This window comes from Vibrio sp. 1F279, assembly GCF_041439815.1.
GTDB lineage: Bacteria > Pseudomonadota > Gammaproteobacteria > Enterobacterales > Vibrionaceae > Vibrio > Vibrio tasmaniensis_A.
On the sequence record NZ_JBGOOU010000029.1, the window covers coordinates 1 to 20,088 of the forward strand.

The 20,088-nt window shown below is 41.6% G+C and carries 20 protein-coding genes and 1 pseudogene; 4 read left to right on the forward strand and 17 right to left on the reverse strand.

Annotated elements, in window-relative coordinates; genetic code table 11:
* Positions 1 to 145: 145 nt before the first annotated feature.
* Positions 146 to 415: an SH3 domain-containing protein gene (locus ACED60_RS18680; protein WP_371728184.1), complete on the forward strand. Its 270-nt coding sequence runs from the start codon at positions 146 to 148 to the stop codon at positions 413 to 415.
* Positions 416 to 740: 325 nt separating this feature from the next.
* Here ACED60_RS18680 and ACED60_RS18685 read toward each other — a convergent pair whose 3' ends face one another.
* The 4 genes from ACED60_RS18685 to ACED60_RS18700 all read right to left on the reverse strand — a co-directional run bounded on the left by ACED60_RS18685 (position 741) and on the right by ACED60_RS18700 (position 5,128).
* Positions 741 to 2,357, reverse strand: a complete 1,617-nt coding sequence (locus tag ACED60_RS18685) for an endonuclease (protein ID WP_371728185.1) — start codon at positions 2,355 to 2,357, stop codon at positions 741 to 743.
* Between the two features lie 211 nt (positions 2,358 to 2,568).
* Positions 2,569 to 3,573 (reverse strand): metal-dependent hydrolase, encoded by a 1,005-nt coding sequence (locus ACED60_RS18690; protein WP_371728186.1) that lies wholly within the window; start codon positions 3,571 to 3,573, stop codon positions 2,569 to 2,571.
* A 143-nt stretch (positions 3,574 to 3,716) separates the two neighbouring features.
* Complete coding sequence (locus tag ACED60_RS18695) at positions 3,717 to 4,145, reverse strand: hypothetical protein (RefSeq protein WP_371728187.1); 429 nt, start codon at positions 4,143 to 4,145, stop codon at positions 3,717 to 3,719.
* Between the two features lie 173 nt (positions 4,146 to 4,318).
* Positions 4,319 to 5,128, reverse strand: a complete 810-nt coding sequence (locus ACED60_RS18700; RefSeq protein WP_009846561.1) for a sulfite exporter TauE/SafE family protein — start codon at positions 5,126 to 5,128, stop codon at positions 4,319 to 4,321.
* A 329-nt stretch (positions 5,129 to 5,457) separates the two neighbouring features.
* On the opposite strand from ACED60_RS18700, the gene ACED60_RS18705 reads away from it, so the two are divergent.
* Together ACED60_RS18705 and ACED60_RS18710 are read left to right on the forward strand one after the other, a co-directional pair.
* Positions 5,458 to 6,435, forward strand: coding sequence for a DUF1852 domain-containing protein (locus ACED60_RS18705; protein WP_029222927.1), 978 nt, complete (start codon positions 5,458 to 5,460; stop codon positions 6,433 to 6,435).
* 46 nt (positions 6,436 to 6,481) lie between these two features.
* The gene (locus tag ACED60_RS18710; protein WP_371728188.1) at positions 6,482 to 7,510 is read left to right on the forward strand and encodes a methionine synthase; all 1,029 of its coding nucleotides are present in this window, start codon (positions 6,482 to 6,484) and stop codon (positions 7,508 to 7,510) included.
* 105 nt (positions 7,511 to 7,615) lie between these two features.
* Here the strand turns inward: ACED60_RS18710 and ACED60_RS18715 are convergent, their stop codons facing one another.
* The 13 genes and pseudogenes from ACED60_RS18715 to ACED60_RS18775 form a co-directional block, all read right to left on the reverse strand.
* Entirely contained in the window at positions 7,616 to 8,098 is a 483-nt protein-coding gene (locus tag ACED60_RS18715; protein ID WP_029222928.1) for a tetratricopeptide repeat protein, read from the reverse strand.
* Positions 8,096 to 8,527 (reverse strand): annotated as a pseudogene (locus tag ACED60_RS18720) (GNAT family N-acetyltransferase); the annotation flags it as partial. The pseudogene ACED60_RS18720 and the gene ACED60_RS18715, both read right to left, overlap by 3 nt.
* Before the next feature lie 69 nt (positions 8,528 to 8,596).
* Complete coding sequence (locus tag ACED60_RS18725) at positions 8,597 to 9,097, reverse strand: hypothetical protein (RefSeq protein ID WP_102332143.1); 501 nt, start codon at positions 9,095 to 9,097, stop codon at positions 8,597 to 8,599.
* A 61-nt stretch (positions 9,098 to 9,158) separates the two neighbouring features.
* Positions 9,159 to 9,599 (reverse strand): hypothetical protein, encoded by a 441-nt coding sequence (locus tag ACED60_RS18730; RefSeq protein WP_371728189.1) that lies wholly within the window; start codon positions 9,597 to 9,599, stop codon positions 9,159 to 9,161.
* Positions 9,600 to 9,798: 199 nt separating this feature from the next.
* Positions 9,799 to 10,299, reverse strand: a complete 501-nt coding sequence (locus ACED60_RS18735; protein ID WP_371728190.1) for an opioid growth factor receptor-related protein — start codon at positions 10,297 to 10,299, stop codon at positions 9,799 to 9,801.
* A 461-nt stretch (positions 10,300 to 10,760) separates the two neighbouring features.
* On the reverse strand, positions 10,761 to 11,234 hold the full coding sequence (locus ACED60_RS18740) for a response regulator (protein ID WP_371728191.1): 474 nt from the start codon (positions 11,232 to 11,234) through the stop codon (positions 10,761 to 10,763).
* A complete protein-coding gene (locus ACED60_RS18745; protein WP_371728192.1) occupies positions 11,221 to 12,576 on the reverse strand; it encodes an ATP-binding protein in 1,356 nt (451 codons plus the stop codon). The genes ACED60_RS18740 and ACED60_RS18745 overlap by 14 nt, the downstream gene beginning before the upstream one ends.
* A gap of 6 nt (positions 12,577 to 12,582) precedes the next feature.
* On the reverse strand, positions 12,583 to 14,001 hold the full coding sequence (locus tag ACED60_RS18750) for a DASS family sodium-coupled anion symporter (protein ID WP_371728193.1): 1,419 nt from the start codon (positions 13,999 to 14,001) through the stop codon (positions 12,583 to 12,585).
* A 294-nt stretch (positions 14,002 to 14,295) separates the two neighbouring features.
* Positions 14,296 to 14,676 (reverse strand): MmcQ/YjbR family DNA-binding protein, encoded by a 381-nt coding sequence (locus ACED60_RS18755; protein WP_009846550.1) that lies wholly within the window; start codon positions 14,674 to 14,676, stop codon positions 14,296 to 14,298.
* A gap of 29 nt (positions 14,677 to 14,705) precedes the next feature.
* On the reverse strand, positions 14,706 to 15,182 hold the full coding sequence (locus ACED60_RS18760) for a MazG-related protein (protein ID WP_371728194.1): 477 nt from the start codon (positions 15,180 to 15,182) through the stop codon (positions 14,706 to 14,708).
* A gap of 95 nt (positions 15,183 to 15,277) precedes the next feature.
* Positions 15,278 to 15,754, reverse strand: a complete 477-nt coding sequence (locus ACED60_RS18765; RefSeq protein WP_371728195.1) for a GNAT family N-acetyltransferase — start codon at positions 15,752 to 15,754, stop codon at positions 15,278 to 15,280.
* A 221-nt stretch (positions 15,755 to 15,975) separates the two neighbouring features.
* The gene (locus ACED60_RS18770) at positions 15,976 to 16,563 is read right to left on the reverse strand and encodes a hypothetical protein (protein ID WP_041472788.1); all 588 of its coding nucleotides are present in this window, start codon (positions 16,561 to 16,563) and stop codon (positions 15,976 to 15,978) included.
* Positions 16,564 to 16,712: 149 nt separating this feature from the next.
* Positions 16,713 to 17,357: a hypothetical protein gene (locus tag ACED60_RS18775; RefSeq protein WP_045101720.1), complete on the reverse strand. Its 645-nt coding sequence runs from the start codon at positions 17,355 to 17,357 to the stop codon at positions 16,713 to 16,715.
* Positions 17,358 to 17,983: 626 nt separating this feature from the next.
* Here ACED60_RS18775 and ACED60_RS18780 point away from each other — a divergent pair.
* Positions 17,984 to 19,807, forward strand: coding sequence for a M4 family metallopeptidase (locus tag ACED60_RS18780; RefSeq protein ID WP_371728196.1), 1,824 nt, complete (start codon positions 17,984 to 17,986; stop codon positions 19,805 to 19,807).
* Positions 19,808 to 20,088 lie beyond the last annotated feature (281 nt).

A 20,088-nucleotide genomic window follows, 5' to 3' on the forward strand; every position in this document is an offset into this window, starting at 1 on the left:
ACCTTGGAACTTCAAACACTGACAAGTCGCCCCGTGGGTTCATGGGGCGGATACGGTTTTTCCGCTGATAGTCGGACTTATTCTTTCTGTAGCTACACCTGTATCTGAGCATTATGTAAGTGCTTATCTGGCCAAAGATAAGAGAGTGAAAGTAAAGATTATTAAGCAAAATGCTAATAATGCTATTACTAACCCTGATTTACTCAATGAAATGCGATTTGTTAATACACCTCTATTAAATGTAAGAATGCAACCTTCAATCAAAAGTGAGTCAATTGGTACTTTGAAGTTTTCCACTCCTATTGTTGTTATTGAAAGAAAGAAAAGTTGGACGTTAGTTGAGTGGGCAGATGACGAAAAAGGAGTCTCTATTAAGGGATGGGTATTTTCTCGGTACTTACAAAAATTCAGGTGAACGAGGTAAGTACATTAGTTGATGTATCACTAACTGCTTTTTCGATAATTTGTTATCATAGCAAACAACTCACAATGGGGAATAAATGAGCTACAGCTTCCCCTAAATTAACAATTCAGAGATAACTAAAGGTATGGAAAGTCGCTTAACGTAGCGTCCAGTATTGATGGTGCAGACCACTGACAAGTATACGGGTCTTCTGACAATATGCTTTTACAGATATTTAAAATCATGCTCTCTAATGCCCCTCAATAAAAAAGCCCAAACAAAGGATTGGGCTCAATTCAATAATCATGAAGCTATTGTCATGGTGGTTATATTCCGATTAATTTCCCCAGATTTGGCTTACAAACTCTGGATGGTCAATAAACGGATTACGATTCCCTTGAAAATCATGTACCGCCTTATTTCGGTCGATTTCTTTTTGGCTTACTGGGTCTTCAGAATGCCAACGCTTTAGCATAGTAAGTAGCCAAGGTTCAAAAACGGTTGTATTGGTTCCATCCAGAGCGGCATCAGAGCTTGTAGAGTTCCCTTCCCAATTAGCGATTTCATTTTCATAACGTGTTGCCATGTAGAAATATGCTCTTGCGAAATCACCTTTAAACTCATCAATTGGCTCAAACACCGTACCCACATAACCAAGAGAGTTCGCTGCACTGCCTAACTTAGAACCATTGCTTGATGTGTATGTCGCGCTACTCACCTCACCAAATGGCCAATTACTACGTTTCGAGTTAACGTAGCCGTCAGTGGCAAATAAATGGTGACCGTCAGCGTTCATTGGCTCGACTTTCCCACCAAACCAGCTTTTCGGGAATGAGTGCTCACGGTTGTAGCAATCACCTTCTTTGCTGTATTGACCACATTGATCGGCCACCTTAGTAAATTGGATTGAATCAGAGCCTGAAGGTTTCTCCGAATACATATCGAGAATCGACCCATCAGTGTCATAGTATGCGTCTAGGTCAGCCTCAGACACCAACGTCCAAATAGCGGTGTAACCCTGACTGCTATGATTATCAATAATTTGATATAAGGCCGTTTTTAACGCAAAGCCCACTTTGCCTTCAGCGTCTTTATAATACTCACCTAAAACTGGTGGTTCAGTTGGTGGTGTAGTTGAACCACCAATTGTAAATTCTGTACTCTGACTTGCTTGGAAATCACCACCAGATGCCACAACGGTTCCGTTTACCGATAAACTGTATGAACCATTCCCCACACTGCAGCACATTCCATCTCCATAAGAGTCTAAGACTTCTAGGATGTAGCTACCATCCGCTAAACACATTTCCACTTCATTGATGGTGTTATTTTGATAGTCTGAACCAGAATAAAGAGTTTGAGAAACTGAGTTTTTGAGAGACCAACTGGTTTCAGAACCATAGTTATCCGTCACTAGCGTGAGTGCGGCACTTGTGTCATTGCAGCTTTGTGTGGGTGGAGTCTCCGTCGGCTGAAAGTTATCTAAATACACCACTTCCGAACCATCAAAACCTGCATCATCATAAAATCGTACGCCCACAACGATATCTTTAGTGCTCGTAGCGCTGTACGAGTGAGTCAATGCTTGCCACTGATTCGTTAAACCATTATTCGAGTAGCCTAAATAGCCATCAACAAAAAGGCGAGCTTTCACGTTGCCTTCCGTATGGTAAACATCGACAGAGAAATCATAAGTTTTCCCTTGTTCAACACTTATCGTTTGCAGAAAATCGGTATTACTTTGAGTGCCTGTATTCACTGTTACTTGCGCAGAGAAACTGCCGTTATTAACAGGTACGTTAGAGGGTGAAACTGCAATGCCGGAGTCAATCACACTCCATCCAGATGGTACGTTTCCTTCCCAGCTTTCGAAACTTCCATTTTGCATTTGCGCATGCGCACTCGCTGAACAAAGTAATGCAACGCCACTTAGTGTTATTATTCTATTTATCATATAACCTTCTGTTTAATTAGATAAAAAACCAACTAAGCTTAGAAAGTATTCAAAAGATGGATAGAGATATACATCACACTTATAAATGTAAGCACTGTCAGCTTTATTAATATATGTGATGTAAAGCAATGCAACATCGACCAGTTAAACAAACGAATAAAAAAGGCTGAGCAGGTTATCTGACTCAGCCTTTTTACTGTTTAGAACTAGATCATTTATCGCCAGTGAGCATATCGAAGAAGATCTGTCTCGACTCTGGGGTGTTGTCTCGATGAGTTTCGTATTTTATATGCGAATTGGCATCAACAGATTTTGATAACTTGATACTCCAAAGTGCTTTCATTTGATTCGGTACAATTGAGTATCGGACGTCGATAATACGCAACTCGTCCGTTGGGTCCTGAGCAATATAACCATTAGAGAACCAGCGGAAGCGTTCAATATCTTTTGCTTGTTGTGAATTAGGGTCAAGCCAAGGTAAGTCCCTGCTAACATTCAGCTTAGCGATCGACTCTCCTGGATATACGTTTACCGATGTGCCAACCCGCACTGCGTCTACATGATAATGAGCCTCTGTTTCGTACACCACTTTCCAAACCAAGATATTCGCAAAGCTCGGTTTTGCCTCTAATCGAATCGGCGTGTGTTGTCTTTGTTCCGCTAATTGCCACCCAATCGCCTCTGCCCTATCTCTTTGTATCATCCCTAATGTTGGATAAATTAGAGCCCAAGCAAACGCAACACGTGCTAGCCAAGGTGCTCGTTTCAACGTTGCAAACACAAGCAAAACTAGGATGGGCAGCGTATAAACAGGATCGATGATTGATATGGCATTCCAAGCAAAACGCGCATTAGTCAAAGGCCAAAGTAACTGCGTGCCATAAGTGGTACAAGCGTCTAACAGTGCATGAGTGCCATAGCCCAGAGCGCAAAACAGCCAGCTTTGTTTGAAAGAAAGCCCACGCCTTTTTGCAATCAGGTGATGCAGAACCAAGGCACATATCAAACTGCCAATGGGGATAAAGAAGAGTGAATGGGTAAATTGTCGATGAAATTCCAACGCCAACAAAGGGTCACTTTGAGACTTAATCAGTGCATCTAGATCTGGTGCCAATCCAGAAAGCAGCCCTAATACCCCAGCAACAACCAAATGTTGTTTTTTGCTTGCCGATTGTGACAAAGAAGCGCCTAACACGCCCTGCGTTAAAGGATCCATAAATCACTCATTGATAGCATTCCGTTGAATCAAACAAGATACATTTAGCTATAGCAGTGAATTGGGTTAAATAACAATGTTTTATCAAAAAAATACTGTTGATAAAACACCCTGACATTAATGAATTCCATGAAGAGTTAGCGTTAAACGTTTTGCTGTGTGGCCTTGCTTAACAGCATTTCCCAATCAGATTTATCAACCTGTCCTTTGTGAACATTCACTTTGTAATAGCCAGTTTTAGTCAGTGATTTAACCTGAATATACTGACGAGAAAAGACAGAGTTTTTGATCACTAAGTTCGCTTTAACGTCATGTAGATGTATGTCTTCACCAACTAAAGATAAATGTCTTCGGGTGAACTTGGAGACCAAAGCATAGACAGCGCTCATGATTAAGATAGAAGTAACAAAAGGGAAAAACTGGATCTCAGTCTGATAAAACAAGTTGATAGCTAAAGATGCGATCACGTAACTTATTATCATTGATAGAGCCACGTTCCAACGTGGGCCGTTGCCCTTAAATGAAATTTCTCGTGCCATCGCTCGCTCCTTTAGATAAGTATTTGACCACATTTGAATATTTATTAAACGCGAACAATCTTATTATGAACCATCGTGCATTAAAAGGAGTGGCTCATATTATTGGAGGGCTCAGATCGCAATTAGACATTTACATGCATTTTTTCGCACCTAAATGTCTAATGAATAAAGAAACTGATTCAGTTACAGGTTACTGAATTCTTTAATTAACGAGCAACCATGCTGGCTGCAATAACCACCAACAGTACTGAGAAGATCTTCTTAATCGTTGGAACCGGTAAATGGTTAGTTGCTTTTGCGCCTAGCGGAGCTGTAAACCAAGATGTGCACACGATACCCAGCAGCGCAGGTAAATAAACAAAGCCAGCAAAACCTTCTGTTAGAGCAAAGTGGCTGCTGCCCGAGGTGATATAACCGATAGACCCAAATAATGCGATCACAATGCCACAAGCCGACGCACAACCAATGGCCTTTTTCATATCGACAGAGAAGAACGTCAATAGTGGAACCAACAATGCCCCACCACCAATGCCTATCATGGCTGACAAGCCGCCCGTAATAGTTGTAAGAACCGTTAGTACGCCCTTGTTCGGTAGCTTTCGTTCTTTAGGCGCGTCATTTTTGCTGCTTAAGAACATCTTGATCGCAATAAGAACCACACTTACGGCAAACACAATACGAACAACTTTTTCTGGCAGCAAAGCCGCCATAAAGCCACTAATCAATGCACCCAGAGCAACACCCAACATGATCCAAGGTGCCAAATCCCAAGGCACGTTTCCATTTTTGTGGTGAGCAAGCGCAGAGGAAGTTGAGGTAAACAAAATTGATGCCAAGGAAGTCGCAATCGCTGCAACGACCACTTGGTCAGCAGGTAAAACTTCTAAGTGAAGTAAAATGCTGCTTAACACAGGTACAATGATAAGCCCCCCGCCAATCCCCAAAAGCCCGGCAAGAAAACCAACACCACTGCCTAATAATGCACAGTATAAAATCAACAACAGCAACTCACTCATTTCGTCCATCTCTTAATTAAATTAATTGTCTTAAATAACACACTATTAATGTGGTTATATTTCCATCAAGCCAATTAATATAACTGACACCACCTAATATTTTCAAACATAATAGATCATGAATATTCCTCATGTTGATTGTGAAAGAATACCATTGTTAATCATTTATCGAACCAAGTATAAAAATACCAAGCGATTAACTTAATACCGTATTAATTTTTTCATACAGTATTGCCTTCAACTATTAATCCGGTCACAAGCAAAAATAAATGCAATTTTAATTCTAAAGACCGAGAAAGTCAGACTACAGATTGGGATATCAGAACAACATGAATACAGAATTTAATTTTACAATTAAGAGCATTAGCCTCGACGAGAACTATCAACCTGCGGACAGCACACGTATCACCACCAACTTCGCTAACTTAGCGCGTGGTGACAGCCGCCAAGCAAACTTGCGCAATGCACTGCAGATGATTGACAACAGTTTCAACGCATTAGCACACTGGGACAACCCAAAGGGCGATCGTTACTCTGTAGAGCTTGAAATCATTTCTGTTGATATGGACATTGAAAGCAACGGCGAAGCATTCCCTTCCATTGAAGTACTGAAAACCAATATTCTAGACCGTAAAACCAACGAGCGTATTGAAGGCATTATCGGAAATAACTTCTCTTCTTATGTTCGAGATTATGACTTTAGCGTACGTCTATTGGATCATAATAAAGGCCAAGAGAAATTCAGCATTCCGGAAGATTTTGGGGATTTACACGGCAAGCTTTTTAAATATTTCGTTAACTCTGACGCTTACAAAAAGAACTTTAATAAACCACCTGTTATTTGCTTAAGCGTGTCAGATAATAAAACCTATTACCGTACTGAAAACCAACACCCAGTATTAGGTTTTGAATACCAACCGAATGAGTCTTCTTTAACTGAACAATATTTTAAGAAGATGGGCTTACAGGTTCGTTACTTCATGCCGCCAAACAGTGTTGCACCTCTAGCTTTCTATTTCTTTGGTGATCTACTGAACGATTACTCAAACCTAGAACTTATCAGCACCATCAGCACCATGGGTACATTCCAAAAAATCTACCGTCCTGAGATTTACAACGCGAATGCGGTTGCAGGTAACTGCTACCAACCAAACTTGAAAAACTTGGATCACTCGCTAACTCAAATCGTGTATGACCGAGAAGAACGAAGCAAATTAGCTATCGAACAAGGTAAATTCGCAGAAGAGACTTTCATTAAGCCATACCAGTCAGTTCTAGAGAACTGGTCTGCCAACTACGCGCTTTAATCGAGCAATTACGCTCTTAAATCACCAAGGATAGGCAGTATAAATTATGAAAACATTATTACCGACTTCAACAGCAGGCAGCTTACCTAAGCCATCTTGGCTAGCACAGCCAGAGACACTTTGGTCTCCATGGAAACTGGAAGGCGACGAATTAACCGACGGCAAACAAGACGCGCTACGTGTCTCTCTTCAAGACCAGCAACAAGCCGGTATTGATATTGTGAGTGACGGCGAACAGACACGTCAGCACTTTGTAACAACCTTCATTGAACACTTGAATGGCGTGGATTTTGAGAAGCGTGAAACCGTTAAAATTCGCGACCGTTACGATGCGAGTGTACCAACAGTCGTTGGCCCTGTTTCTCGTCAAAAATCGGTTTTTGTCGAAGATGCTAAGTTCTTACGCCAGCAAACGGTTCAACCAATTAAGTGGGCTCTACCGGGGCCAATGACCATGATAGATACGCTTTACGACGCGCATTACCAAAGCCGTGAAAAGCTAGCATGGGAGTTCGCAAAAATCCTTAACGAAGAAGCAAAAGAGTTAGAAGCTGCTGGTGTTGATATTATTCAGTTCGATGAGCCTGCGTTTAACGTATTTTTTGATGACGTGAACGATTGGGGTATTGCTTGTTTAGAAAGAGCCATTGAAGGGCTTAAGTGTGAAACTGCAGTCCATATTTGTTATGGCTACGGCATCAAAGCAAATACGGATTGGAAAAAGACACTAGGTACCGAGTGGCGCCAATACGAAGAGGTATTTCCTAAGCTTCAGCAATCGAATATCGATATCATCTCATTAGAGTGTCATAACTCTCATGTTCCGGTTGAATTGCTTGAGCTCGTTCGAGGTAAGAAAGTGATGGTCGGTGCTATCGATGTTGCAACCAATTCAATTGAAACACCAGAAGAAGTTGCCGACACTCTACGAGAAACACTGAAGTATGTTGATGCCGATAAGCTCTACCCGTGCACCAACTGCGGCATGGCTCCCCTTCCTCGTGAAATTGCCTCAGCTAAGCTCAATGCGCTAAGCGCTGGCGCAGAGATCGTTCGTAAAGAACTTTCAGAGTAACGGTTTAAACTCAAACCAAAACTAAAACCGAATTCTTGAAGCCTAAGTATCCTATTGATGCTTAGGCTTTTTCTATATTAGTACATGATTTTTATAAGCAGCGGCTTACCAAGTTTTATCTAAGTCTTGAGCATATAAAGAGATCGCGCGTTGGTACTCTTTAATCGCATCGCTATTAGTCGTAGATACCAAAAGCTCAAGTAATAGCGACGTCGCCTCTTTATGGCGACCTAAATTGTACAAACACATTGCGTAGAAAGGTTTCACTTCTATCGAGTCAGGATACTCAGCCATAGTCTGTTCGAAATAGCCTAAAGCCTCTGCATAAAGACCAAGGCTTCGATAAGTACTCGCCAAACCGAACAGCGCATCAAAACGCTCTACTGAAGAAAGCACGCCAGACAGAGATAGCACATAGTGCTCAATCGCCTGTCGCTCTTTACCTTGATTATCGTAAGACCACGCGATCTGCAAGTGCGCTTTCGCGGCATAATTTTCATCAGTGAGTAGCGTTGCCAACAAGTCACGTGACTCTTGGTACTTCTCTTCTTTTCGCAATTCGATTGCTTGTTTGATAATGGTGTCCATAGTTCTTCCTAAAATCAGTTCCATTTCAACGAGTCCTTTCACTTCAGACAACTGAGTAAAACCTTTTGATTGATAAAGCTTAATGGCGGGGTTCTCACTGAACACTCGCAACACTAACTGAGCCGATGATTGATTATTCGCATGTTCAATAGCTAAATCGAGACACTTAGAACCAAAGCCTCTACCTTGATATTCAGCTAATATCTGCAAGTCCCTAAGAAAAGTTGTATCACTAGTGTAACTGAAGCGAATAACACCAATACGGCTATCCCCTAAATAAACTTCATAGTTATCCAGCTCATCCCAGCTGCGTAAAAACTGACTATGACCCCAAGCGACGCCACGAGCTTGGTAGTAACTCGCCATATTCGTTTTAGTGATCGATTCAGCGAACATAGGATCTGAACCTTTGACCAACCTTACTTCCATATTGTGTCCTTTGTTTTCAAATCACATCTGAATACGGCATAGAAAAGTGCCACATATATTGAATCATTTTTAGGTACATTCTGGTTTCACTTCCTCCCATTGTGTATCCCATTCTTCGCCTAACAAATTAGAAAGTTTTTCACAGTCGTATAGATAGCGAAGACTATCTTTACAGTACGAAGTAAGTATTTCAGTTAGCTGAGCAGACGCTTTCTCGTTGTCTTTGAGTTTTCCGTACATCATCAAACCAGTCCTAAAGGTGTCTTGATCGAGGTCAGACGCTTGCTTCGATAACATCCCAAAGGAAATAGCGTTAATAGACAGGGTTAATGCAATCGCATCGCCTTCATCTCCCTCTAATTCACAAGCACTATAACGAGCTAACAAGTTCGATGTTTTAATTAATGGGGCAAGGTCTTTTGTATTGGCATGTTTATAGGTTTCAAAACCTTGCCGCACCGCAGCTTTATGACTGTCTTTAATGCTCACAACATAGTCGGTCAAAACATGTAAGCTCGCATATGCGCCTAGCCCGAAAGCCACAATGAACACGGCGATTAATCTGATCACTTATCTCTCCTAAAAGAACCTTGTGCTGGTTAATTTTAAACGGTGTCTTGTAGTAACAACCCTACTTGCCATCGACCTTTTCTATAAACCAACTCCCTTGGCACGGGCCATTGGTTAAGTGCCACCGGCCGTCAAATCTATTGCCACTGCCATTTGCGGAAAAACGATAATCCCATTGGCGATGTTTAGCATATAAACGTAAGTCGCCGCTTTCAGTAATCCAGCCCTCTAACGGTGTTCCGTTGTAGGTAAGCCTTAGGGTAACTTTACCCTCACGAATAGTTCCGTTGATGGTTGTGCGTTCACACATATTATTGCCAGTGATGTTAATGCGACGACCTAGCCACTCACCGTCGAAATCGGTAGAAGGAACAAATTGGGGACTATCAGGAAGTTGGGGAAACAACTCGGAATTATTGGACCCGAACCACTGAAGCTCACGACCAACAAGGGAGAAGACAACAAAGCCGATTGATATCGCTATCACAAATCCCTTTTTCATTAGCCTCTTCCTAATCAGATGACCTAAAGAAAAGAACCCTAACATAATGAAAAGTAATAACTTACTATCAATTTAATTAATTTTGATATATTCCACAAATTGCATTCAAATGTTGAATATAGAGAAAGCGGCATCGTACAAAAATGCCGCGCATTGAGAATCAATGATGTGCAGTGCCGAAAGATCTGCACAGAAAAACCTAACCTTCTAGGGCATTGCGCCAATACTGAACGGTTTTCTCCGACACCAAGCCTGTCTCGCTCGCCGCTGATACTAGAAAGTCACATAAGCGAGCCGCAACCTCTTCATTCCCCAACAAGTATAAACTGCGAATGGCTCGCGTTAGCCTTAGCTGGTTATGGTCATGATTCTTTAACCATACGTGATTTGCTGGGCTAAGTGGCAAGGATGACGATATTTCACTTCCATCTCGCTGCATGCCCCAAAACTCAAGCATCAGGTCAAGCACTTTTAGATGAACTGTGCGGAGCTCTTCTGAATTAGCAAAAAGCGCCCTATCTTCTTGAGTAACCAACGGTGCATGTTGATTAAACTTAGTCCCTTCATCTATTGGGAAAAATACTTGAATGTACTTATGGTCATGCTCCAACCAAAAATGATTGTAAGCCAACAACTGTCCTATATTTCGACCAAACTTATCCGGCGCTTCACCAGATATAAAGCGAGCAATCTCACTCATTTTCAAATCCTACTGACTATAAACCCCCACTTGTGGGCGAATGCATTATTACGCAGTAAGCCGTGAAAAGCCTAGTCCTTTACGTTGTAAGTACCGATCTGACTTCGAACTCCACATACCTCGCATTAGGAATCACATTTGAATACTTTCGACTTACTTTTCTAACAAAAGACACTGATACTCTGCGACACATTTTAGTTCTGCTGCATGTTCAGGGAATAGTTCGTGAAGAAAATACAATGCATCTGTTGGTGTTGGCGTAGCGCATGAGTTTTAGACTTAAGCCAGCAACCAGTGTGTTAATCACTGAGCACTAAAACCTGAACGACTAAAAGAGATAGGTAATATATGCACCGAAGATTACATCTTTCAAAGACAAAATCCTTCAGAAAGCTTCCTTCGGTGCATATAATTTCAAGCGACTGACATTAGTGACTCATGTAAGTCGCTAACATAAGAGACTAACGCAAGCGTCTCAACACAACCTGCTGGTCAAGCTCATTCTGATAATCCGTGTAATCAAGCCCTTGATCAAATATGTACTCAGTGACAAGAGTGCGAATGCATTCAACTAATGTGCTTGCTTGCCAAGGCTTTTCAAAGTAACGGTCGATGCCTGCTGCATTAATCGCATTGATGGTATCGGTGTGAGTGGCCTGCCCCGTAAGAAGAATTTTCTTTGTATTCGGAAAGCGGCTGTCATGGAACACGTCAGTGAGTAACTCCACACCCGTTTTCCCTGGCATCACATGATCAGACACGATGACGGTAATGTGTTCGCCTTCTGCGTCAAGTTCCTCAATGAGATCAAGCACTTCTTGCGCTGATTCACAATCTTCAATATTCAGCCAACTCGCCAGCGGCTCTAAATCTTGTACCACTGCGCTCAGTACTTCTCTCTGGTCATCGACACAGATTAAATTAAGCTTCTCCATGTTCACCCTCTACTGGTAACTTGATTCTAAATACAGTTTTAGAAGCATCACTTTTCACAATGATACTTCCGCCATAACCCGCCACAATCCGCTTAACTATTGATAAACCCAAGCCCAATCCAAACGATAAACCACCTTTTTTAGTGGTGAAGTTGGGCTGAAATACCTTTCTACGAGTCACCTCGTCTATCTCAGGGCCATTATTCGTGATCGTAACTAATATTCTTTTCTTACTTAATCTGGTTTGAATTTCTATTGCAGCATCGTCTGAATTCGACATTGCATCACAAGCATTCTTTACAATGTTGACCCAAATCTGAACGAGCTCTGTTTTCGAGCCTTTAAAAGGCGGCAAATCTGCAGGGCTCAATCGCACAGACACTCGACGTAACTCGCTTTGTAACAACGATAAGGCATGGTTAATGGAGTCGTTAATATCAACCGCTTCTTCGGTGTCAATATCAACTCTGCCAAGTTGTTTAACCGATTTTACGATGCCAACGGTGTGTCTAGATGCCAAACGTAAATCATGTAAATCACAGCCCATCTGCCAAAAGCGAATCGCTTCTTCTGGGTTTTTCAGCCAATGTTTTGAAATAACGTCTGTTGCATGTGAGGCGTCAATTGGAATCGCCTTTGCAAGAGAGCGTGCAATGTTTTTGTCTAAACCATATTTTCTTTCAAATTGTCGCCCACGTGTTCGCGCTTCTGACGACGACGTTTTCTGACCATGCATTAACCCAAAATCGAAAAATTGACTGGCTTCTGGATGCACTTCTTCAAGTAGCTCCATGATGACCGTTTCAAGTCGGCCAGATTTACTATTTACTACACCAATAGCGTTGTTAAGCTCATGGGCAATCCCTGCAGCCAATTGACCCAAGGTTGTCATTTGCTCAGCAGTATGTAACTTCTCTAGCGCTTTTTGTTTCGCTATCGCTTCTTGTGTTGCACGACGTTGACGACGCGACAACTCATTGACAATCACAGGTGTGAACTGTGCAGTAAGAGGGCCAAATTTACGTTCATCTTCTGCCTGCGTGTCTTTATCGATCCACGCTAACTCAACATCGGTTTTAGCAACAACCGTTGAAGATGCTGTCCAATTACCTGAAAAGAAGCTATGAACGCCTATAAAAGCCCCACTACCCGCGCTAAATACTCGCACTTGTGGTGTATTCGCTTCGGAATAAAACCCTTCCAGTTCTCCACTAAACACATAATATAAACGAGTGTTTAACGCTGATTGTTCAATAATGGTGTTACCGGCACGGCACGTCACCCGACGCTCTGTCTGATTAAAATAACGCTCGATAAGTGCTTCTAGCTTTTGTTGATACACGTATCGTTATCCTATGTGACCAATTGAATGTAGCAGCCACACCATAGCAAAGCTCAATAGCACACCAACCACACCCAAAATAATACCGATTCTGGCCATTTGATTACTTTGCACATGACCCGTGGCATGAGCCAACGCATTCGGTGGCGTACTGATTGGCAGCGACATACCTAATGAAGCGGCAAAAGTCACAACCAGAATTAACGTTAACTCACCGCCTAGTGGCGTGAGTGAAGCCATAGACGAACCCAATGCAGCCATAATTGGCATTAACAAGTTAGCCGTTGCGGTATGAGACATAAAGTTTGCCATTACCAAACACAAGAACGCCGCTCCGAACAACACCACATAGGGTGAGTAAGCATCAAACGGAATGCTGTGTACCACGAGCCTTGCTAAGCCAGTTTTATCGAGAGCTAAACCAAGTGCAATACCACCTGATACAAGCCACAGTACGTCCCAAGAAATTTTCTTCAGGTCTTCTTTATTGATGATCCCTGTGAGTGAGAACACAGCGACAGGAATCAGAGCGACGGTATAAGAGTTCATGCCATGGCTTGAGCCCATTAACCAAAGAATGATGGTCAGCGCAAAAGTGACGTATACCGCAATGGCTTTGGGCGTTTTAAGGAATTTACCTTTGATGCTTAGCTCGATTTTCTTTTGGTCAGCTTTGTACATAAAGCCTATTAAAAACCACGCTAACGCCATCATAATAACGACAAACGGCACACCAAATGCCATCCATTCGCCAAACGTAATTAGGTTATCGCCAACTAAATATTTAAGTGCGATAGCGTTCGGGGGGGTACCGATCGGGGTACCAATCCCACCGATGTTAGCGGCAACAGGGATACAAAGCGCAAACGCTACACGACCGGGGTCTTTCGGGCCAAACACAGCCAGTACCGGCGTTAAAATAGATAGCATCATTGCCGTTGTTGCCGTGTTAGACATAAACATCGAAAAGATACCGGTGATCAACATTAAGCCGAGCATCACAAACTTTGGATCTTGTCCAAATGGCTTCAACAACACGCGAGCTAAGTTTACGTCTAATCGATACTTAGTGGCGGCCATCGCTAAGAAGAAACCACCTAAAAACAGCATGATGATTGGGCTAGCGAACGTCGCCATGATGTCGCTGTATTTTAACAACTCACCAAAATGTTCCTGCCCATGCTCAAACCTTAAAAAGATCAGTCCTTTATCCGACAACATCAATAATTGCAGAACGATAATAACCACAGATGTCGCGTAAATCGGGATAGGCTCGAACACCCAGCACAAAGCCGCTAATAAAAAGATCGCGATAACGCGTTGTTGAATAATCGTAAGGCCTTCAAATGGAAACGCTGATAGCGGCATTACGAGGATAATGAAAGGAATTAAAATAGGGATAATGTATTTAATATAGGGGCGCATAGCACAAAAACTCTTCCTGAGATAACAACTACTTAGAAATTAGATTTAAAGTTCTAATTTAGATCCGACAACGAATTATCGACCTCTTATCTCTATCTCACTATCGGCTAGATCAATGATTACGTAATCGCGATATCTCCTTTTTCGTTTCTGTGCGCTACCTCTACGTTTGTGTGTGATTTACTGTTGCATATAACTTGATTAATCTCGTCGTCAGGATCTTCCAAAGGGCTACTGGCCTGTCGATAAAGATTAAAAAGTATTACGTCAACGCCGAAATCTAACTTGAAGCATTTACGTGCGTGGTTCAGATAGGTGTTCTATGCCCAACTCTCGTTGTTTACGTTTACTCAAACCACTAGCAACAATACGATAAGACTCAGACAAGTAATACTTAAGGTCATCGTCTAATTGACCTGAAGTTTCAACTTGCTGTATCCATTTCATCCCACGGTTAGCAAAGTACGGAGCCGGTTTATAACCCTCACAATCACTGAGAAAATCGTAATTTAAGTTGGATGTCTTAAAAGTAAATGCCGCTTTTTTGCCATCACTCCAACCACCAATGGCAAAGACTTTACCACCCACCTTCCAGACATCTGAATTGCCCCATTGAACGACATGACTCGTCCCAGTAAATGTCCCGCAAAAATGGTTAAACTCATCGTAATTCATACTCATTTCCTTATGCACACAACCTCGGATTAAATGTCTAACGTCAGTTCTTGTATGTCAATTAGATCGACTTCCCTACCTAATATTCGCTTGTACTCTACTAAATGATGAACTGGGATTACTGGCAATTCGATACCGAGATAGCTTTTAATGACTGACTCTGAAAAATCGATTTCGAGTTGATGCCAAGATCCATCTAGAGCCGACTGTATCTTCGTATTATGAGATAAACCAATTTCAATTTTTTGGTCTTGGTAAACTAACTGGAAATACTCGAGATCCCAACCGTATTCTGCATAGTGAATTAACGGCTTAGATATGAATTGCGATACGCGAGCCAAAACCTTGTTTGCGTCAAAGTTGTGGATATAAAGGTCTATGTCTGCGATCTCACGACTGCCACCATGTATCGTTGCAGCTAGCCCTCCGACAATTTGATACTCAACACCCTCGGCATCCAAGAGTTCTTTGAGCCACTTCAGTGCTACTTTCACTTTTTCACTCATCTAATTCCCTTAGCTGAATTTTTCCTATACCAAAACATCTAATTGAGCAGCAATCATCAGTTATAGATGCCGTGTACGTTTGTTATGCCGTTATTTCAACTTAAATGGCTCTTTGAATATTCAAACAATTTGAAATCGTCTGATTGGTCTGGCTGAACTTCACCGACTTTGATATAGCCTAACTTTTCGTAGAAATGGTGGTTTCTGTAGGACTGATAAGGGGTGAACAAAGTCCAGTTTGTGATATGCGAATACTGGTGTTCAATAAGGCTCATGGCTTGAGAGCCAATATGTTTATTTTGATACTCAACATCAATGTAGAAATATCGGATCTCAATACTGCTCTGCTCACCACACTCTACGCAAATTGCCCCAGCATAGTCGCTGTTGTACAGCACTTTATAAAAGTTGCCTTTACTAACCTCAGCTTGGAACCACTCTGTTGATTCTATGTTTGGCGGGAACGCACCGTATTTTTCCACATCGTCTGCAAATGCGCTGAGTGCAGACTTCTGCAGCTGTTGGATATCGGCAGTGCTGGCAAGTTCAAGTTGGAGGGAGATATCCGGCATAATTATCCTTAATTCATATACTTTCGACCAAGTGCCCATTTATGTAACGCATTGTACCAGCGCAACATTTTCCTTTAGCACATAGATATTATGGAAATATAAACCATTCACACTGCCAATAAAATCGCCAACTTACCAAGATCAAGCATAGCTCTCATGCTTCAGCCTTTGTGTTAGCGAACCAATAAGCTCATTAGCTTTAGACTTAAATGCTTGTATGCTTAATTTTCGAACGAATATTCGCGAGCTCTTTGATATGCAGCCTGAACCTGACCGAACATCATTGGCTCTTTTAAATGATCGGTTTCTGTTCCCCAACCACCAATAAAGTATGCCGATCTCATAGTATCTGTATGATCTACAGCATATAGCCAGTAGATACCTTCATCTCTACGGTCCTGATAAAACATATAGCGGTTTTCCCTAGCGGATAGAATATGCTCAATGTCGTCTGATAAATCCCAATGGTTTAGTGGTATCACATTTCCATTTTGTTCTGAAGGACCACCAGTAGCTAACCAAACGTTAATAGCTTGATCAGCCAGGTCCTGAGAAAGCAAGCGAGCTTTGACACATTCCTCAGTGACTATAGCGTCTGAATTTGGCTTCACTTCAAAAAATGCATTGAATTCAGGAAGAAAAAAATCTGGTAGATATTTTTGACCATTTGATAAATCTATATATTCTTTCTCGTATTCAAATTGCACTCCAATACCATCAAAAAACACAGCCCAGCGAGCCTCTGTTCGTGAGCGGTATTCAATACCTTTATATGTTGTTTTAATTGCCTCAACTCTTTCTACTGCCATAGAGTCGTATCTCCTAACTTAAATAATTTAGCCTAACGCTTTGCTAAGTGGCAGACAACGCAACACTTAACCTAAAGCAACGCACCTTAAACACAAATCCAATTGGAACTGAAAATGCCACGCGTTGGCTGTCCGTCTTTAGCAATTTGTTATACAAAAATGGCCATTACACCATTTAATAACAGTATTGGTATTGTCGGCCACATCATTAATGAGCTCAAATTATTCGTCCATTCTGATTGAAGTTCATAAGAGTAATTTATCTGACTATGATTTAGCGTTTTAGCCTCAAAAGCATCATTCAACTCATACCCCGACATTGTGGCTTCGACATTTGTTATAGAAAACACAGGATAATACAACGTTCCTAAATCTGGATGATGTACAAATACACGTATTAATTTCCAAGAGGCATCACAAGAGATTAAACGCTGACTTATCACATATTGCTCATCAACTTTAGCACCTTTAGGTATTAATGTTTCGTAGTTATACCCAGTATAGCTTTGTTCGTATTTAACAGCTTTCCAACCACAATCAGCTACAAACTCATCTCCAATCCAAGGATATATTATTTTATTTTCTTCGTGCTTCCAAACTAATGGCGTAATAAGTATTGCGACAACAACAATCGAAGAAACCTTCACTTTAAATGAACAGCCCTTCAACGTATAAATCAAAGTAATCATAAAAGGTAAAGACATAAAAAACCCGCTAAACCCTTGATTTACAGCCCCTGAAGCAATAAACAATACGCATATAATTAGAACTAAAAATAATTTAATTTTTTGCATTACTATGAAGCCTATCGATTTTGTATAACAGCTATTAGACAGAAAAATTCTTTATTTAAATGCAGGATTTTTCTGTCTAGTTTCTTATGTAGCCTATCTTAAACGACTGACTCTTTTAATAACAATTACTTATGCTTACTAATTTGTGATTGAACATGAAAATGTAGATGTTTTCCTATCTAACGAGACTAAGTGTTAAAAAAGTTGAGATCTGTGCTTAGTGGTATTGTTAAAACAAGTTTACTATTGATAATAAGAACAATATTTACACTTCCAAAAACCTACTTATTTACTCATTTGTAATTAAGATAAAATTAGAAAAATATCGAAGTTAACTCAGGTGCTTTCATTCTATAAATTAAAATAAAGTGGCTTTTAATAACTCCCACCCCTTCATACATTTACGATAAATAATAAAATTAGATTTTATAAAAACAATTTGATCAATAAGGTTTTTTGTAAACTTTGAATTACATACTCTAAAATTTAATCTCCCTATAAAACTTGTCATAAGCCGAAATGCTCTTCCAATCTTGATTCGCAACACATGGCATTAGCGTGTTGCATATAGACTTCCTATAAAGCCGTTGGGAAGAAGGAGTTTATATTAAAATCAGGAACGAAAAATGAACCAACAACGTCAACTAAGCTGGAAAATAGCAGCTATTCTAGGTACATCTTTTGGCTTTAATGCACACGCTGCAGAAATGGTCAGAGTCGATAACGATACACTGCTACAACAAAGCCTCGTCGCTCAGTCGAAGAGTGTTGCCCCACTAGAATTAGGTTTTTCTGAAGTTAAACGGGTGGTATTGCCCAATGGGAAAACGAAAGTCCGCTATCAACAAACTCACCTAGGTTTACCCGTCTTTGATACCTCCGTTGTCGCCACCCTTTCCAAGAACCAACCCACTCAAGTATTCGGTTCAATGGCACAAGGGATCAGTGGAGACTTGTCCAGCATCGCACCAAAGCTGAATGAGGAACAAGCGATTGAAGCCGCTATTTCCTCTCACCGCACGTTTACTGTCGGCAAAAAGTCGATTGAAAATAAAAACGCGAAACTGATGGTGAGATTGGATGAGAACCAAGTCGCCCAAGTGGTGTATCTGGTCGATTTCTTTATCGCGGCCTCAATGCCAGAGCGCCCTTTCTACTTTATTGATGCTACGACTGGCGATGTGCTCCAAAAATGGAATGGACTAAACCACGCTAAAGCACTAGGTACTGGCCCAGGTGGCAACCTCAAAACCACTCGATATGAATATGGCAGTGACTTCCCTAGCTTTCCCATCGACAAAACAGGCACGACTTGTACGTTAGAAAATGATTCAGTTAAGACAGTCGATTTGAGGAACGGAACGTCTGGCAGCGCAGCCTACAGCTACAACTGTGCCGACGGAACTAACTACACCGATCATAAATACATCAACGGGGCTTACTCGCCTCTTAACGATGCGCACTATTTTGGTAATGTCGTATTCGATATGTACAAAGAGTGGATGAACACGTCGCCTTTAACTTTCCAGCTGACGATGCGCGTTCATTACGGTACCGATTATGAAAACGCCTTTTGGAATGGCTCATCCATGACATTTGGGGATGGCAAAAACACCTTTTACCCATTGGTCGATATCAACGTGAGTGCTCACGAGGTTAGCCACGGATTCACCGAGCAAAACTCCGGCCTTGTGTACAAAAACATGTCGGGCGGTATCAATGAAGCCTTCTCCGATATTGCGGGCGAAGCGGCTGAATACTACTTACGTGGCAGTGTGGATTGGGTGGTCGGAAGCGATATATTCAAATCGGAAGGTGGTTTGCGCTACTTTGACCAACCATCGAAAGATGGCCGCTCGATTGATCACGCCTCGCAATACTACGATGGCTTGAACGTTCACTTATCTAGCGGTGTTTATAACCGTGCCTTTTATCTTTTAGCGAACAAGTCGGGTTGGAATGTACGTAAGGGCTTTGAAATATTCACGGTTGCCAACCAGTTGTATTGGACGGCAAACAGTACCTTTGACGCAGGAGCTTGTGGCGTAGCGAAAGCCGCAGCAGACATGGGCTATGTGGTTGCCGATGTTGAAGATGCTTTTAATACCGTAGGCGTGAATGCGAGTTGTGGTTCAACGCCACCAACTGGCAATGTGCTGACGAAAGGCACACCAATTACGAACCTAAGCGGGAACCAATCTTCAGAGAGCTTCTACACGTTCACTGTTGATTCTGCATCCAGCGTGACGGTTTCAATGTCTGGTGGTTCAGGTGATGCCGATCTTTATGTGAAATCGGGAAGCAAGCCAACAACATCAAGTTACGACTGTCGCCCTTACCGTGCTGGAAACAATGAGCAGTGTAGTGTGAGCGATCAACCGGGTGTGACCTATCATGTGTTACTGCGCGGATACTCGAACTACTCTGGCCTAACGTTACGTTTAGATTGAGTTGGAGCGAGCCTCTCAAACAAGTTGTGAATCGAGAACTAGCGGTTAACCGCGAAATAAAAACCTACTCACTTTGAGTAGGTTTTTTTATGACACACCGTAGTAGCTAATAATATTGAAAGTTATTTACTGATACGTTTATTAATTTATAAATATCAAGGTTGCTTAGGTATTATTTTATAAAAATAGTTTAAATTGAGATCCTGTGCTGCACAACGAAACAAAAATAACTGACTAACTTTTGAACACATTCACGTTACTGATAGGTTAATCCTTATAGG